This is a genomic window from Salidesulfovibrio onnuriiensis, from assembly GCF_008001235.1.
GTDB lineage: Bacteria > Desulfobacterota > Desulfovibrionia > Desulfovibrionales > Desulfovibrionaceae > Pseudodesulfovibrio > Pseudodesulfovibrio onnuriiensis.
On sequence record NZ_CP040751.1, the window covers coordinates 3,270,770 to 3,284,567 of the forward strand.

At 62.3% G+C, this 13,798-nt stretch carries 14 protein-coding genes and 1 riboswitch; of the genes, 8 read left to right on the plus strand and 6 right to left on the minus strand.

The features are described from left to right. Nucleotides 1–5: 5 nt before the first annotated feature. The 5 genes from kdsB to FGL65_RS15070 all read left to right on the plus strand — a co-directional run bounded on the left by kdsB (nucleotide 6) and on the right by FGL65_RS15070 (nucleotide 5,248). On the plus strand, nucleotides 6–749 hold the full coding sequence (gene kdsB / locus FGL65_RS15050; RefSeq protein ID WP_147822087.1) for a 3-deoxy-manno-octulosonate cytidylyltransferase: 744 nt from the start codon (nucleotides 6–8) through the stop codon (nucleotides 747–749). After that, nucleotides 746–1,870, plus strand: a complete 1,125-nt coding sequence (carA, locus tag FGL65_RS15055) for a glutamine-hydrolyzing carbamoyl-phosphate synthase small subunit (RefSeq protein ID WP_147822088.1) — start codon at nucleotides 746–748, stop codon at nucleotides 1,868–1,870. Before kdsB ends, carA begins: the two co-directional genes overlap by 4 nt. Before the next feature lie 30 nt (nucleotides 1,871–1,900). After that, nucleotides 1,901–2,701 (plus strand): tetratricopeptide repeat protein, encoded by an 801-nt coding sequence (locus FGL65_RS15060; RefSeq protein ID WP_147822089.1) that lies wholly within the window; start codon nucleotides 1,901–1,903, stop codon nucleotides 2,699–2,701. A 136-nt stretch (nucleotides 2,702–2,837) separates the two neighbouring features. Then, nucleotides 2,838–4,214 carry an FAD-binding protein gene (locus FGL65_RS15065; RefSeq protein WP_147822090.1) on the plus strand — a complete coding sequence of 459 codons (1,377 nt, stop codon included), beginning with the start codon at nucleotides 2,838–2,840 and terminating at the stop codon, nucleotides 4,212–4,214. Nucleotides 4,215–4,297: 83 nt separating this feature from the next. Further along, nucleotides 4,298–5,248, plus strand: a complete 951-nt coding sequence (locus FGL65_RS15070) for a PhzF family phenazine biosynthesis isomerase (RefSeq protein ID WP_147822091.1) — start codon at nucleotides 4,298–4,300, stop codon at nucleotides 5,246–5,248. Here FGL65_RS15070 and gmhB read toward each other — a convergent pair. The 6 genes from gmhB to FGL65_RS15100 all read right to left on the minus strand — a co-directional run bounded on the left by gmhB (nucleotide 5,199) and on the right by FGL65_RS15100 (nucleotide 10,507). After that, entirely contained in the window at nucleotides 5,199–5,780 is a 582-nt protein-coding gene (gene gmhB, locus FGL65_RS15075; RefSeq protein WP_147822092.1) for a D-glycero-beta-D-manno-heptose 1,7-bisphosphate 7-phosphatase, read from the minus strand. The genes FGL65_RS15070 and gmhB overlap by 50 nt on opposite strands. Then, nucleotides 5,780–6,805: a 4-hydroxythreonine-4-phosphate dehydrogenase PdxA gene (gene pdxA, locus FGL65_RS15080; RefSeq protein ID WP_147822093.1), complete on the minus strand. Its 1,026-nt coding sequence runs from the start codon at nucleotides 6,803–6,805 to the stop codon at nucleotides 5,780–5,782. Before pdxA ends, gmhB begins: the two co-directional genes overlap by 1 nt. Then, on the minus strand, nucleotides 6,805–7,281 hold the full coding sequence (locus FGL65_RS15085) for an NUDIX domain-containing protein (protein WP_147822094.1): 477 nt from the start codon (nucleotides 7,279–7,281) through the stop codon (nucleotides 6,805–6,807). The genes pdxA and FGL65_RS15085 overlap by 1 nt, the downstream gene beginning before the upstream one ends. Nucleotides 7,282–7,718: 437 nt before the next feature. Continuing rightward, nucleotides 7,719–9,206, minus strand: coding sequence for a hybrid sensor histidine kinase/response regulator (locus tag FGL65_RS15090; RefSeq protein WP_147822095.1), 1,488 nt, complete (start codon nucleotides 9,204–9,206; stop codon nucleotides 7,719–7,721). Between the two features lie 25 nt (nucleotides 9,207–9,231). Beyond that, entirely contained in the window at nucleotides 9,232–9,837 is a 606-nt protein-coding gene (locus FGL65_RS15095; RefSeq protein WP_187170405.1) for an L-threonylcarbamoyladenylate synthase, read from the minus strand. Between the two features lie 79 nt (nucleotides 9,838–9,916). Then, nucleotides 9,917–10,507 (minus strand): TrmH family RNA methyltransferase, encoded by a 591-nt coding sequence (locus tag FGL65_RS15100; protein ID WP_147822097.1) that lies wholly within the window; start codon nucleotides 10,505–10,507, stop codon nucleotides 9,917–9,919. 140 nt (nucleotides 10,508–10,647) lie between these two features. On the opposite strand from FGL65_RS15100, the gene FGL65_RS15105 reads away from it, so the two are divergent. The 3 genes from FGL65_RS15105 to FGL65_RS15115 are packed head-to-tail and all read left to right on the plus strand — an operon-like array spanning nucleotide 10,648 to nucleotide 13,475. Next, the gene (locus tag FGL65_RS15105; protein ID WP_147822098.1) at nucleotides 10,648–11,043 is read left to right on the plus strand and encodes a response regulator; all 396 of its coding nucleotides are present in this window, start codon (nucleotides 10,648–10,650) and stop codon (nucleotides 11,041–11,043) included. A 14-nt stretch (nucleotides 11,044–11,057) separates the two neighbouring features. Further along, nucleotides 11,058–11,795 (plus strand): histidine kinase, encoded by a 738-nt coding sequence (locus tag FGL65_RS15110; protein ID WP_147822099.1) that lies wholly within the window; start codon nucleotides 11,058–11,060, stop codon nucleotides 11,793–11,795. An 18-nt stretch (nucleotides 11,796–11,813) separates the two neighbouring features. Continuing rightward, on the plus strand, nucleotides 11,814–13,475 hold the full coding sequence (locus tag FGL65_RS15115) for a chemotaxis protein CheA (protein ID WP_147822100.1): 1,662 nt from the start codon (nucleotides 11,814–11,816) through the stop codon (nucleotides 13,473–13,475). Nucleotides 13,476–13,494: 19 nt separating this feature from the next. Continuing rightward, nucleotides 13,495–13,667, plus strand: a riboswitch (cobalamin riboswitch). Nucleotides 13,668–13,798: the final 131 nt, after the last annotated feature.

A 13,798-nucleotide genomic window follows, 5' to 3' on the forward strand; every position in this document is an offset into this window, starting at 1 on the left:
CAAAAATGATCACCATTCCCGACTGCCACGGCATCATCCCCGCGAGGTACGAATCCTCGCGTTTTCCGGGCAAGCCTCTGGCCGAAATCCTGGGCAAGCCCATGTTCTGGCACGTGTACAACCGCGCCAGGCAATGCCCGTTCATGAAAAGCGTTACCCTGGCCACCGACGACGACCGCATCTACAAGGCCGCCCTGGACATGGGCGTCCCCGTGGTCATGACCTCCACCACCCACGCCAGCGGCACGGACCGCGTGTTGGAAGCCGCGCGCATCATCGGCGTGGACCCCGAGGAGGTGGTGGTCAACATCCAGGGCGACGAACCGGCCCTGGACCCGGCCATGCTCGAAGAGCTGCTGGAGCCCTTCACCCGCTGCCAGGCCATGGTCACCACTCTGGTGAGCCAGATCAGCCCGGAAGAGGCCCAGTCCCCGGACCGGGTCAAGGCAGTGGTCACCCACGACGGCCGTGCCCTCTATTTCTCCAGGGCCATGGTCCCGTTCGACCGGGAAAACGCCATGCATTCCTATCACCTGCATGTGGGGCTCTACGCCTTCCGCATGGAGGCGCTCATCCGCTTCGGCGAGCTGGACCCCAGCCCGCTGGAACAGCGCGAGAAACTTGAACAGTTGAGGTTCCTCGAAGACGGCCACACCATCTACGTGACCGAGACCAGACACACCTGCCACGGTGTGGACCGCCCCGAGGATTTGGAAAAAGTCATCAGCATTTTGGAGCAGGAGCAATGAAAGCTATTCTGGCCCTTGAAGACGGAACCATCTTTGAGGGCGTCTCATTCACCGGTGAGGGCGAGGCCTGCGGCGAAGTGATCTTCAACACCGGCATGACCGGTTACCAGGAGATCCTGACCGACCCCTCCTACACCGGGCAGATGGTCTGCATGACCTACCCGCTCATCGGCAACTACGGCGTGAACCACGAGGACGTCGAGTCCGAAAAGGTCCAGGCCGCCGCCATGATCGTCAAGGAATGTTGCAAGAAGCCCAGCAACTGGCGCTCGGTCATGTCCCTGCCCGAGTACCTGACCGAAGCGGGCGTCATGGGCATCGAGGGGATCGACACCCGCGCCCTGACCCGCCATCTGCGCATCAACGGCGCCATGCGCGGCTTCATCGCCTGCGGCGACGTCTCTCCCGAGGAACTGGTGGCCAAAGCCCGGGCCATCCCGTCCATGGAGGGCCTGAACCTGGCCGACCGCGTGTCCTCGGAAAAGGCCTATGCCTGGATCGACAACAAGCCCCAATATTTCAATTCCCTGAAAGACGTGGTCTGGTCCGGCAAAGGTCCCAAGGTCGTGGTTTACGACTTCGGCGTGAAATGGAACATCCTGCGCTGGCTGGCCGAACAGGACTTCGACATCGTGGCCGTGCCGTCCCGCACCAAGCCCGAGGACGTGCGCGCACTGGCCCCGGACGCCATCTTCCTTTCCAACGGCCCGGGCGACCCGGCCGCCGTGGAAACGGGCGTGGCCGCCGCAAGGGACCTGACCGAGGACTACCCGGTGGCGGGCATCTGCCTGGGCCACCAGATCCTGGGCCTGGCAATGGGCGGCACCACCTACAAGCTCAAGTTCGGGCACCACGGCTGCAACCACCCGGTCATGGACCTGACCACCGAGAAGATCGAGATATCCTCCCAGAACCACGGATTCTGCGTGGATATAAATGGCTTGAACTTCTTGGAAGCTACGCATATTAACTTAAATGATAGGACTCTCGAGGGATTTGCGCACAAGGATAAACCCATTCTGGCCATCCAGTACCATCCCGAGGCAGCTCCGGGTCCGCACGACAGCAAGTACTTCTTCAGCCGCTTCCGGGAAATGGTCCGGAGCGAGTGCGGAAAGTAGCAAAGGAACTCCCCCAGCGAAGAGGCGTCTATGTCCAATGAACTGATTCAGGCACGAAAGAAACTCACCAGCGTGGGCAGCTTGCTGAAAAAAGGCAAGTACATGCCTGCGGCCCAGGCCGCGCACGACGGCACCCTGGCCATGCTCCGGCAGACCCTCATGAAGGCCGAACGCTCGGAATTCGAGGACATGCTCCGGAAGGTGGCCTACAACCTGAATTCCGACAAGAAGCTGCGTCAGGTCTACCCGCTGGTCATCAGCTATGATCCAGGCAAGGAAAAGGAATTCCTCGAGGCCATGAAGGAACTGCTGCGCCTGCTGCAGGAGAAGATGAACGAAGACGCCCAGGTGGATATCGCAGCCATCGAGGCCCGCAGGACGGATAGCCTGCTGAAGGGCCAGGAATTCCTGGACCAGGGCGAGTTCGACAAGGCAAAGGGCATCTTCGACAAGCTCATCTCCGAATTCGGCGGCGACGTGGACCTCAAGGCCGACATCGCGGACCGCTACCTCAATGCGGAGCGCTATCAGGACGCCTTCAACCTGCTGGACGACGCCCTACGCGACGACCCCAACGCCCTGTTCCTGTACAACCGCATCGGCATTGTCCTGCGCAAGATGAAGGACTTCGAGACGGCGGAAAAGTACTATCTCAAGGCCCTGACCATCACGGACAGCGACGAATACCTGCTCTTCAACATGGGCAGACTCTACTACGATTGGAAAAAGTGGCCCAAGATGGCCAAGGCCGCGGAACACGCCCTGGACATCAACCCTAAATTCAAGGAAGCGGCCAAGATGCTGGCCTTCGCCTCCAAGAAAATGGGCTGACCCGGCCGCCGGCAATCGCGCACTGTGTTGCAACCAAAAAGCTCAAGCCATCGGGTTTGGGCTTTTTTTTTTGCGCCGTGCGCCCGCTGGCTTTGACGATGTTCCCATATCCCATTCTTTCGGATAGGTTGGGACCATGAACCACATCCACTGCGACGTTCTCGTGCTCGGGGCGGGCCTGGCCGGGCTTCGGGCGGCATGGGCGGCCAAGGAACAAGGCCCGGCGCTTTCCGTACTGGTGGCCACCGGTCCGTCCGGGCCTTCGGGGTCCTCCTTTGCCAACCGCAACAACGCCCTGGGCATGCAGGTGCTTGAATCCGACCAGGAATGCGCCGACTTTGCCGGGGAGGCCCTTGCCCTGGCCGCGCCCGGATTCGCGGAGAGGCGTCTTGTGGAAATACTGGCCAGGGAAAGCCGGGACCGCTTCAAGGAATTGCTGGAACTGGGCCTGCACTTCCGGCGCGAACCTTCCGGGGAATTGCGGCGTTTTACCGGCTGCGGCAGTCCGCACGCCCGGGCCGCAGTCTTTGACGGCCTCGAACACGCTTTCAATCAATTTCTCACAAAAACAAAGAGTTGCAATGTCGATTTTGCAATCGGCCTGACCATCTTCGGCCTGCTGACACAGGAGGGAAGTTGCTGCGGAGCCTGGGGGCTGGACGACAAGGGCAAGCCCACGGTGCTGCACGCCCCGGCCGTGATTATGGCCCTGGGCGGCCCGGCCCCCCTGTACCGGCACAGGGTGTGCGGACCGGGCAATCCCGGCCTTTCCCTGGGCATGCTTGCCGAGGCGGGGGCCCGCACCGCCAATGAAGGTTTTCTGCAATTCATGTGGTACGACAGCCAGGGGCGCTTCCACAATCCAGGCCCCCTGCTGGGCGGCAACACGGCCATCCTTCGCCAGGAAGGTGGACGCATGGTCCCGGACGCACGCGAGGATCTCGCCGCAGCCCGCGCGCCCCATTGCCCGGCCCTCTACGGGCATGAGGACGCCAGCCTGGACGAACTGCTGCTGGAGCATGTCAGGAACGACGGCTGGTGCCGCGTGCAGCATGGCCGGGAAACCCTGCACCTGGCGCTCATGGCCCATGCGGGCAATGGCGGGGCCGTCATCGACGAGCACGGCCGGACCTCGGTGCCCGGCCTGTATGCCGCGGGCGAATGCGCCACGGGCATGCACGGGGCCAACCGCATGGGCGGCGGCATGGTGCTGGCCATCCAGGTCTTCGGCAGGCGCGCCGGAATGGACGCCGCAATGCGGGCCTTGAAGTCAAAGGCCGGGAATCGGGACCATCAGCCCCCGGCCGAGGCCTTTGCCCTGCATGAGGATCAGTACCAGCTGGACATGGAATTCATCCGCGCTGGAATGCAGCGGCACGCCCTGTTCGGACCGCGCCCCGGACTGGAAACCTTCCGCAAGGAACTGGCGCAGATCATGGATTCCTGCGACGACCGCCGCACCCTGCTGGCCGCCCGCTCGGCCAAGACCATCTGCGACGCCTTGACCGGGTAATCCCTTTCAAAAATCTTCCACGCCATTCGTGATGGTCCGGCCTCCCCTTGCGCGGCATCGCCTGAACGGGTAATCACCTGTTCATGGAAAAAACAATCACCGTTCTTCTGGTGGACGCCTTCACCACCGTTCCCGGCAAGGGCAACCGCGCGGGCGTGGTCCTCGACGCCACAGGCCTTGATGACGGCCAGATGCAGGCCATCGCCACCCTGGTCAACGTTTCGGAAACCGCCTTCATGATCCCCACGCCCGATCGGGACGACCATGAACTCTGGGTCCGCTATTTCACCCCGGCCATGGAGGTGCCCACCTGCGGACACGCCACCATCGGCTCGCACTTTGCCCGCTCCACGGCCCTGGGCATGAACAACGGCCGGGTGGTGGCCAGGATCGGCGCGGGCATCCTGCCCGTGGACATCGGCATGGAAAACAACAGGCGCACAATCGTCATGACCCAGGGCGAAATCATCTTCACGCCCGAGTATGGCGAAACGCTCAGGGACGAGATACTGGAGGCATTGGGGCTGGACGCTTCGGACCTGATCGAGGGGCTGCCCGTGCAGGAGGTCTCCACCGGCCACTCCAAGGTCATGGTGCCCATCACCTCGGTCGAAAGGCTGGACAGCCTCAGGCCGGACATGGAACGCCTCCGGGAGATCAGCGGACGGATCGCCTGCAACGGCTATTTCGTTTTCGCCTTCAACGATGAGACGGACGAGTGCCTGACCTCGGGCCGCATGTTCGCGCCCGCCGCGGGCATTGACGAGGACCCGGTCACGGGAAACGGCAACGGTCCGTGCGGAGCCTATCTTTCCAGGTACGGCAGGATTCCGGACGCGCCGGTCTTTGCCTACAAGGGCCGCCAAGGCGTGACCATGGGCAGGGAAGGCGTCATCGAGGTCACGGTGCACCGCGAAAACGGCGCGCCCAAAACCATTCAGGTGGGGGGAACGGCCGTGGAGGCCGGATCCATGGAAGTGCTGCTTACTGAGGACGCCTCGGGGAAGCCATGCGCCCGTCCTGTTTCGTCTTGAGCTCGGCAATGACCTCGGCGGCCCCGCGCAGGTCGTCCACCACGTAATCGGCCGCGTCGCCGCACTTGGCCTCCTCCTTCGCGCCCTTGCCGGTGCGCACCAGGATGGAGACCGCTCCCGTATTCTTCCCCAGAAGCACGTCCGCGCATTTGTCGCCGATCATGAAGGCCTCGAACGGATCGAAACGCAGTTCCTCGGAAGCCTGGATCATCATGCCCGGCTCGGGCTTGCGGCAGCGGCAGTTTTCTTCCGGCGCGTGCGGGCAATGGTAGACCGCATCGATCACGACGCCCTGTTCGGCCAGCATTTTCACCAGCCGGTCGTTGCAGGCGTGCATGTCGTCCTCGGAAAAATAACCGCGCCCCACTCCACTCTGGTTGGTGAGCAGTGCCAGGCCGAATCCCAGCTCCCGCATGCGGCGCAGGCCCTCGACCGCACCGGGCAGCAGCTCCACCCCGTCCGGATCGTGCAGGTAATGCTTGTCCACGATCACCGTGCCGTCGCGGTCCAGCAGAACGAAACGTTTGCCCATCACGCCCGCTCCCCGCAACCCAGGATCATCTTTCGGACCATGTCCAGGGCGGACAGGAAGCTCCTGGTGGAGGCCTTGCCCGTGCCCACCACGTCGTAGCCCGTGCCGTGGTCCGGCGAGGTGCGCGGATACGGCAGGCCCAGGGTCACGTTGACGGCCTCGCCGAAGTGCAGCAGCTTGAGCGGGGCCAGCCCCTGGTCGTGATACATGGCCAACACGGCCGGATACTGCCCCTTGGCCGCGAAATGGAACACCGTATCCGCCGGGAACGGCCCTTCCACGTTGAGTCCTTCTTCCTGCGCCGCCCGTATGGCCGGGATAACGGTCTTTTCCTCTTCCTGGCCGATCCTGCCGGATTCCCCGGCGTGGGGGTTGAGCCCGCACACGGCAATGGGCCCGTGCAGGCAGAGGCTTTTCAGGAACCGGCTGGTCAGCCGCAAACAGCGCAGGATGCGCTCGCGGGAAACCAGGGAAGGGACCTCGGCCAGGGGCGGATGGGTCGTCACAAGGCTGACGCGCAGCAGGGGTCCGCCCGCGCCGTCCAGATCGTGGCCGCACAGGTGCATGCACACCCCGTCCGCGCCCACGCCGAAATGCTCGGCCAGAAATTCCGTATGCCCCGGGAAATCATACCCGGCCTTCTGGAGCATGGCCTTGTTCAGAGGGCAGGTGAGCAGCCCTTGGGCCAGCCCGGCCTTGAGCACTTCCACGGCCTTTTTCAGGGCCGCGCCAGAGGCCAGCCCGCCCTCCATGGACGGCGCGCCCACGGGGTAGCCGATGCGCGAAAGCTCGGGCGGCTGGTAGAGATAGATGCCCGGACCAGCGTCCGCGATGTCCTCGGGTTCCTCCAGCACGGTCCAGTAAGGTTCCTCGCCCGGCTCCAGGATGCGCTCCAGGGCCACGCGCGGGCCGATGACCAGATATTTCCATTCCCCGTCCAGCGCGCCGGGCAGGCTGCGCTTGATGAGTTCCGGGCCAAGCCCGCCTGGATCGCCCACGGTGATGCACAATGTATGCTGGCTCATTATTCCTGCTCGCCTGATGCTTTCAGATGTTTTCTGTAGTCTTCCAATATCCGGCCGTGGTCAAAGGCCAGGGGAGGCAGATCGTCCAGGGCGAAGACGCGCGCCTTGCCGGCGTCGTCCCCGGCCCTGAGCCGTGAAATATCCCTTGCCTCGGCCAGATAGACCACGCTCATGGTATGGAAGCGCGGATCCCTGGCCGGGTCGGAGTAGACCCCCAGCAGCCCGGTCAGGACCACGTCCAGGTTGGTTTCCTCTTTCATCTCGCGCACCGCGGCCTGCTCGCAGGACTCGCCGTAATCCACGAAACCGCCGGGAAGCGCCCAGCCGTGCGGCGGATTGCTGCGCTCGATGAGCACCACGCCCGGCCCCTTGCCGTCCGCGTCCGCCACCTGGATCACGGCGTCCACCGTGGGAAACGGATTGCGGTAGGTTTCCACCGGAGTGTTGCATTTCGGGCAGTTGCGTGTGTTGTTCATGCGCTTCTTCTCCTAGGCCGGAACTTTTGCCCAAGCGGTTCGGCTTGTCAAATCCCAATACCCGGCAATCAAAATTTTTGCACCGCCCCGTTGGTGCACAGCCTCCCCTCTTGAAACGCCCACGGACCGTTTCAGCGCGAACCCCGATTTTCCACAAACCGGTCTGCGCCCGCAATGCGCCAAAAACGAAAAAAGCTTCCAGGGCCATTCCCTGAAAGCTCCTTTCGGCTAATCGTGCAAAAAAAGGAAGAAGGATATTTTCACAGTAGCAACCGCCATGCCAAACTTCCCCCTACAAGCACTCATTATATTTTAGTCTAAAATTAAAGCATGTTATAAAGAGGCAGAAGAAAAAAATCACCACAAATGGCGCGGCCTTCGGGTTAAATTATTTGTACCGGACCCGAAAAAACAGAGAAACCGCCTTACCCGGCAGTTCAATTTTTTTCACCCTCGGCGTGAACCATGGGCAGGGAAACATGGAATGCCGCGCCCTGTCCCGGTTCGGACTTGACCCAGACCCTGCCCCTGTGCGCCTCCACAATGTTCCTGACGATCATGAGTCCGAGCCCCACGCTGGACTCGTTGCCCGTGGGCATGGCCGAGGTGCGCGCAAAGCTGCGAAAGATCTTCTTCTGGTCCTTCGCGGCAATGCCCGGCCCCTGGTCGCGCACCACCACATGCACGTCCTGTCCGTCCCGCCGCATGCTCACGACGGGTTCCGACCCCAGGGGCGAATACTTGACCGCGTTGGAAAGCAGGTTGTCCACCATCTGGGCGATCCGGGCAGCATCGCCGCTCACGGGCGGCACCTTCTCGAATTCCGCCTTGATGACGATGTTCTTGCCTGCGGCGACCATGTTCTGGATACGGACCCGCTCCAGGATGAGCTGGCCCAGGTCAAAGCTGCGGATGCGCAGGTCGAGCTTGCCGGAATGGATCACCGAAATGTCGAGCAGGTCGTTGACCATGCCCAGCATGTTGTTGGCGGCCGTGCCCACGATGTCGAGCAGTTCGCGCTGATCGTCGGTGAGGTTGCCGCCGTCGTCCAGCACCAGGTTCACGAATCCGCTGATGCCGTTGATGGGCGTGCGCAGGTCGTGGGCCACGATGCCCAGGAACTTGGTGCGCTCCTGGTCGTGCTTCCGCAGCGCCCGGACCAATTCCAGGATCTCCACGTTCTGGAGCACGCGGCAGTTGAATTCCTCTTGCATGAACGGCTTGTGCAGGAAGTCGTTGGCGCCGGACTTGACGAACCAGGCGGAAAGCGGGGAATTGTCCCGGGCCGAGACCCCGATGATGGCCAGGTCCACCGGCCCGCTCTTGCGGCGCAGGGCGCGGGTCACTTCCAGGCCGTTCATGCCGGGCATCTCATAATCGACAATGACCATGGAGACGTCGGGTTCCTGCCCGTAGAGCTCCAGGGCCCGCTCGCCGTTCGGGGCCTCCACCACCTGGAACATCTGCAATTCGAGCTGGTGGCGGAGAAAATTCCTGAACGAGGTGGAATCGTCCACCACCATGACCTTGATCGCCTGGTTGCGGCGCAGGCGATGCACCTGGTTCACCAGGGTGGGGACCCCCAGGTTGTCCTTGACCACATAGTCGATGATGTTTCGGGAAAGAATCTTCCTGCGGACGTACTCGTCCAGATTGGAAGTGAAGACGATGCTGGGAACCCCGAGCTTGCAGGCGTAATCCACGACCTCGCCGTCGGCGGCGTCCGGCAGGGTGATGTCCAGGATGGCCACGAACACCTCGCTCGCGCGGGCGTCCATGTATTGCCGGGCCTCGGCAAAGGTGGAGGCAGTCTCCGCCCGGAATTCCTCGCTGGCCGTGAGCTGGCGCGCAAGTTCCTGCTGGACGGTCTTGCTGTCCTCCACGATGAGGATGACGGGACGTTCGGCTTCTTCCTGATGGGCCATAAGCCTTACCTCGCTTTCAAGGCGGTCAGGCCGGAACAAACCCCTTCTGGCACAGCTGTTCCACGCCCACCGCTCCCAGGCGGACAATCTCCAGATGCCGGTCTCCAAGCACCCGGACCACGGTGGACGGTTCGCCGCCCAGGGGCCGTGGCTCTTCCAAATATGCGGCGTCCACCCCGGCCAGCAGTGCCGGATCCAGCCGGTCCGGATCGGCGGTTGCCGGCAGGCCGCTCCTGTTGGCGCTGGTGGCGACCAGCGGGGCCTCGGCCCGGCGGCTCAGCTCCGCGGCGACCGGATGCGGGCTCAAACGCACCGAAGTGTAGCCCTCGTCGTCCGAAACCAGCGGCGAAAGTCCTTTGCGGGCCTTGACCAGAATGGACAGGGGGCCGGGCCAGAACGCCCCGGCCAGTTCCCGCACCATGTCGGGGACATCGCCGGTGACCGCCTCAAGGCCCTGCAGGCTGCCGATGATCAGCGGCAGGGGCTTGCCCATGTCCCGGGCCTTTGTTGCCGCAACGCGCACGCAGGCCGCATGGTCGGTGGCCATGCAGCCGATGGCGTAGAGGGTCTCCGTGGGATAGACCACGACGCCTCCGCCCCGCAACGCTTCAAGCACCTTATCCACGTCCATTCTTCCTCAAATGCATGCCACAGGACATGCCGCAGTGAAATTATTTATTCGCCACACAGGGACGGCGGGAGAAAACACATCAGCGCTCGTACCATTCCCGGCGCAGCCTCTCCAGTTCTTCTTCGGAAAAGCTCGGCTGATCGTACATTCCGGCGGCATGGCGCTGCACAAAGGCCTGGTAGAGGATAATGGCGGCCGCCACGGAAACATTGAAACTCTGCACCATGCCCTGCATGGGGATATAAAGCTCGTCCTCCACCATCTCGACGATCTCGGGGGCGGTGCCGCTATGCTCGTTGCTCAAGACCACGGCCGTGGGCCGCGTGAAGTCGAAATCCATGACCGGACGGGCCTTTTCGGAGAACCCGGTGCGCAGCACCTGATAGCCCTGATCCAGAAGTCCCTGAACCATGGCCTTTCCGTCCTGATGCCGTTCACGCTCGATCCATTTCTTGCCGGATGCGGAACTCTTCTTGGCCAGCTCGGGCCAGGGGGAATGGGTGTAATAGAGGTGCACCTTGGGAATCCCGAAGGCGTCGCAACTGCGCAGCACGGCGGATACGTTGTGCGGATCCCAGATGTTGTCCATGACCAGGGTCAGGTCCTTCTGCCGGCGGGCCAGCACCTGGTCGATGCGTTGCTTTCTGCGTTCTGTGATGGCTTTTGGCATGTGTGGGGTCGTATCGGCTCGAAGCTCAAAATGCAAGGGCAACGTTATTATTTCCCGACTCGTGTTGACTTTTTTTCAAAGTATATAAGAGAGTAGAATCAGTTTCTGTAATAGACTGCAAACAGAACACTGGAGAAAGTATGCGGGCCCTGATTGTAGAAGACGAATTCCTGAGCCGGAAAGTTCTGCGCTCCTTTCTCATGAGTCTTTTCGACATCGACATCGTGGTGAACGGAAAGGAGGCGGTGGACGCCTTCAGGCTGGCGCACAAGGAAAACAACCCCTATGCGCTCATCCTCATGGACATCATGATGCCCGAGGTGGACGGCATAGAGGCGCTGGAACAAATCCGTTCGCTGGAACGCGAACAGAAACTCTCTCCCAGGGTCAAGGTGATCATGACCTCGGCCCTGGATGATCCCAAGACGGTCATCAAGTCCTTTCACGAAGGCGAGGCCTCGGGCTACATCGTCAAACCCGTGGACAAGGACAAGCTGTTCGCCGAACTGGAAAAGCTCAAACTGATCAAGAAGTGACAGGAAGTCGGCCCATGAGTGAAGACGATGCCTTGGTTGACGAGTTCTTCTCGGAAGTCAACGACAAGTACTACCCCCAGGTGATGGAGGGGATCGAACTGCTGGAGGGCGGAGACATCGCCGAAGGCATCGAGATACTTTCGCGCCCCCTGCACACCATCAAGGGCGTCACCGGCTTCATGGCGGGATTCGAATACGCCTCGGGCTTCACCCACAAGGTGGAGGACTTCCTGAAAAAGGTTCAGGCGGGCAGCGTGGACCGGAGCTCGGACAACATCACCCTGCTCTCCCGCGCGGTGAACATGATCTTCCAGGTGATCGAACAGCTCAAGGAGGACGGCGTTCCCGACGAGACCGAGCCCAACGAGGTGCTGGACAAGATCGCCGACGCCTCCAGCGGGGACGGCGGCGAGGAAAGCCTGGCCTTCGACGGGGTGGACACCGAGGAAAAGAACGGCGTGCTCGTGCTCCGGGTCAAGGACGCCCGCGTGCACCTGGCGGCCCAGCGGGAGCTGCTGGTCAGCGCCCTGCTCAAGGCCGAGCCGGGCGGCAAGGTCCTGGTGGACCTGAGCACCGTCCTGACCTTCAACTCCGCGGCCTGGGATACGCTGATCTCCTATTCCGAGGCCTTTGAAATCTCGGCCGTGGGTCTGGGCCCGGCCTGCAAGGAGGTCTTTTTCTCCTGGGGATTCGACAGCAACATCACCCTGTTCCCGGATGAGGACACCTATTTCAAAAGCGTGAGCAACTAGCCCGGAGACAACAGTCTTATGCGCGACAACATTCTCGAATGCATAGAAGAACTCGAAAAAGAGGTGCTGGATCTCGAAGCGGGCAAGGGCAGCGGCGTCGACGCGATCATGAACGCCCTGGGCCTTTCGCGCATGAAGGTCCAGTCCGCGCAGGTCATCGCCATCCTGGACATGCTCACGGACGGTATCACGCCCATCACCCCGGACATTGTCACGGCCATGCTGGGCGTTGCCGAAGCCGAGAAGAAATTTCTCTACTCCCTGGCGGGCATCCTGGATGAGGGCCCGGCCATTCTGAAGGCCTCCGAGGTGGAGGCCGAGGCCAAGGACATGGAGGCCGCCGAGGAGGCCATTGCCGCGGCAATGGGCGGCGGGGCCGCCACCTCGGAAGGGGCGGACTCCCCCGCCAGCCCGGCTCCCGAAGCGGAGCAGGAAAAGGCCAAGCCCGCCAAGCAGGAGGCTCCGGACAAACCCATGGCCGCTCAGGCCATCTCCTCCATCCGCGTTCCCACAGACCGGCTGGACCGGGTCATCGAACTGGTAGGCAAGCTCATGGTCACCTACGCGGTCATCGCCCAGAGCGGCATGCGCGTGGACAGCAAGATCACCTCCAGCCTTCGCGAGTTGGACAACGTCATCGGCAGGCTGCAACAGGAAGTGGACGCCATCCGCCTGGTGCCGCTCAAGCAGATCTTCATGCCCATGCACCGCCTGGTGAAGAGCCTGAGCCAGAAGATCGGCAAGAAGCTCGATTTCAACATCTCCGGAGAGGAGCTGGCCCTGGACAAGACCATTGTGGAATCCCTGAACGAGCCCCTGGTGCACCTGCTGCGCAACGCCGTGGACCACGGCATGGAAATGCCGGACGAACGAACCGCAACGGGCAAGAAGGAAGTGGGCGACGTTCGCCTGAACGCGTGGAGAAAGGGCGAGCACGCCTTCATCGAGGTCAGCGACGACGGCCGGGGACTCAACCCGGAAAAGATTCTCAACAAGGCCCTGGAAAAGGGCCTTGCCGACCCGGAAACCGAATACACCGAGGACGAAATCCTCCAGTTCGTGCTCATGTCCGGGTTCAGCACTGCGGAAAAGATCACCGACGTCTCCGGCCGAGGCGTGGGCATGGACGCGGTGGTCAACGCCATCAAGGTGGGCCTGGACGGGGACATCGTCATCAAGAGCGAGCTCGGCAAGGGAGCCGCCTTCACCATCAGCATCCCCCTGGACCGCTCGGCCAACGAGGGCATTGTGGACGCCCTGGTCTGCAAGGTGGGCGGCGACGTGTTCATCATCCCCAGCCGGGACGTGGTGGAAATATACGTGCCCCAGCCCAACGAGGTGGTGGAGCTGCCGGACGGCCGCGAAACCGTGGACGTGCGCGGCCATGTGCATTCCCTGCTGCGGCTGGCGGACTTCCTGGGCCTGGAGGCCGAGGTGGACCGCGTGGACCGCGCCCAGAGCGTGGTGGTGCGCACCGGCGACTACCGGGCCGCCATCCTGGTGGACGAGGTCATCCGCCAGCAGCAGGTGGTCATCACCCGCTTCACCGTGCCCGTGGAACAGGTCTACGACCTGCCCATCCTGGGCTACGGCATGATGGGCGAATCCGACGCCCTGGTCATCGACGTGGAGGACCTGCTCCAGAAGGTGGACCAGAGCGGCGGCACCGGGAACGCTTGACAGAAAATCCCCCCCTGCATAGAAAAACCGAGATTCAGGTGTCCGCAAGGACTTGATAGGGAATCCCGTTGAAATCGGGAGCGGACCCGCCGCCGTGATACCCGCTGTATCGCCGCCAAGAGAGCCACTGGGAAACCGGGAAGGAGGCAGCGAAGGGGAAGCCGGAAGACCTGCCTGAATGTTGTCCGAGGACCTGCATGTCGGCAACGGGGCTACTTGTCCGCCATGCCATAGCGAAGGAAAATACGGGACGCCTTCCGCCAGGACCATTGGTGGAAGGTATTGTATTTTTCCCTCCCAACATCGCCCCTCCAACCCACGGA

What these genes read in the sequence shown, in the direction of transcription:
- kdsB (WP_147822087.1), top strand. Translation starts at nt 6, where the DNA reads ATGATCACCATTCCCGACTGCCACGGCATCATCCCCGCGAGGTACGAA.
- pdxA (WP_147822093.1), bottom strand. Translation starts at nt 6,805, where the DNA reads ATGAGCCAGCATACATTGTGCATCACCGTGGGCGATCCAGGCGGGCTT.
- FGL65_RS15110 (WP_147822099.1), top strand. Translation starts at nt 11,058, where the DNA reads ATGAGTGAAGACGATGCCTTGGTTGACGAGTTCTTCTCGGAAGTCAAC.
- FGL65_RS15115 (WP_147822100.1), top strand. Translation starts at nt 11,814, where the DNA reads ATGCGCGACAACATTCTCGAATGCATAGAAGAACTCGAAAAAGAGGTG.
- FGL65_RS15100 (WP_147822097.1), bottom strand. Translation starts at nt 10,507, where the DNA reads ATGCCAAAAGCCATCACAGAACGCAGAAAGCAACGCATCGACCAGGTG.
- gmhB (WP_147822092.1), bottom strand. Translation starts at nt 5,780, where the DNA reads ATGGGCAAACGTTTCGTTCTGCTGGACCGCGACGGCACGGTGATCGTG.
- FGL65_RS15085 (WP_147822094.1), bottom strand. Translation starts at nt 7,281, where the DNA reads ATGAACAACACACGCAACTGCCCGAAATGCAACACTCCGGTGGAAACC.
- FGL65_RS15060 (WP_147822089.1), top strand. Translation starts at nt 1,901, where the DNA reads ATGTCCAATGAACTGATTCAGGCACGAAAGAAACTCACCAGCGTGGGC.
- FGL65_RS15095 (WP_187170405.1), bottom strand. Translation starts at nt 9,837, where the DNA reads ATGGACGTGGATAAGGTGCTTGAAGCGTTGCGGGGCGGAGGCGTCGTG.
- FGL65_RS15105 (WP_147822098.1), top strand. Translation starts at nt 10,648, where the DNA reads ATGCGGGCCCTGATTGTAGAAGACGAATTCCTGAGCCGGAAAGTTCTG.
- carA (WP_147822088.1), top strand. Translation starts at nt 746, where the DNA reads ATGAAAGCTATTCTGGCCCTTGAAGACGGAACCATCTTTGAGGGCGTC.
- FGL65_RS15065 (WP_147822090.1), top strand. Translation starts at nt 2,838, where the DNA reads ATGAACCACATCCACTGCGACGTTCTCGTGCTCGGGGCGGGCCTGGCC.
- FGL65_RS15070 (WP_147822091.1), top strand. Translation starts at nt 4,298, where the DNA reads ATGGAAAAAACAATCACCGTTCTTCTGGTGGACGCCTTCACCACCGTT.
- FGL65_RS15090 (WP_147822095.1), bottom strand. Translation starts at nt 9,206, where the DNA reads ATGGCCCATCAGGAAGAAGCCGAACGTCCCGTCATCCTCATCGTGGAG.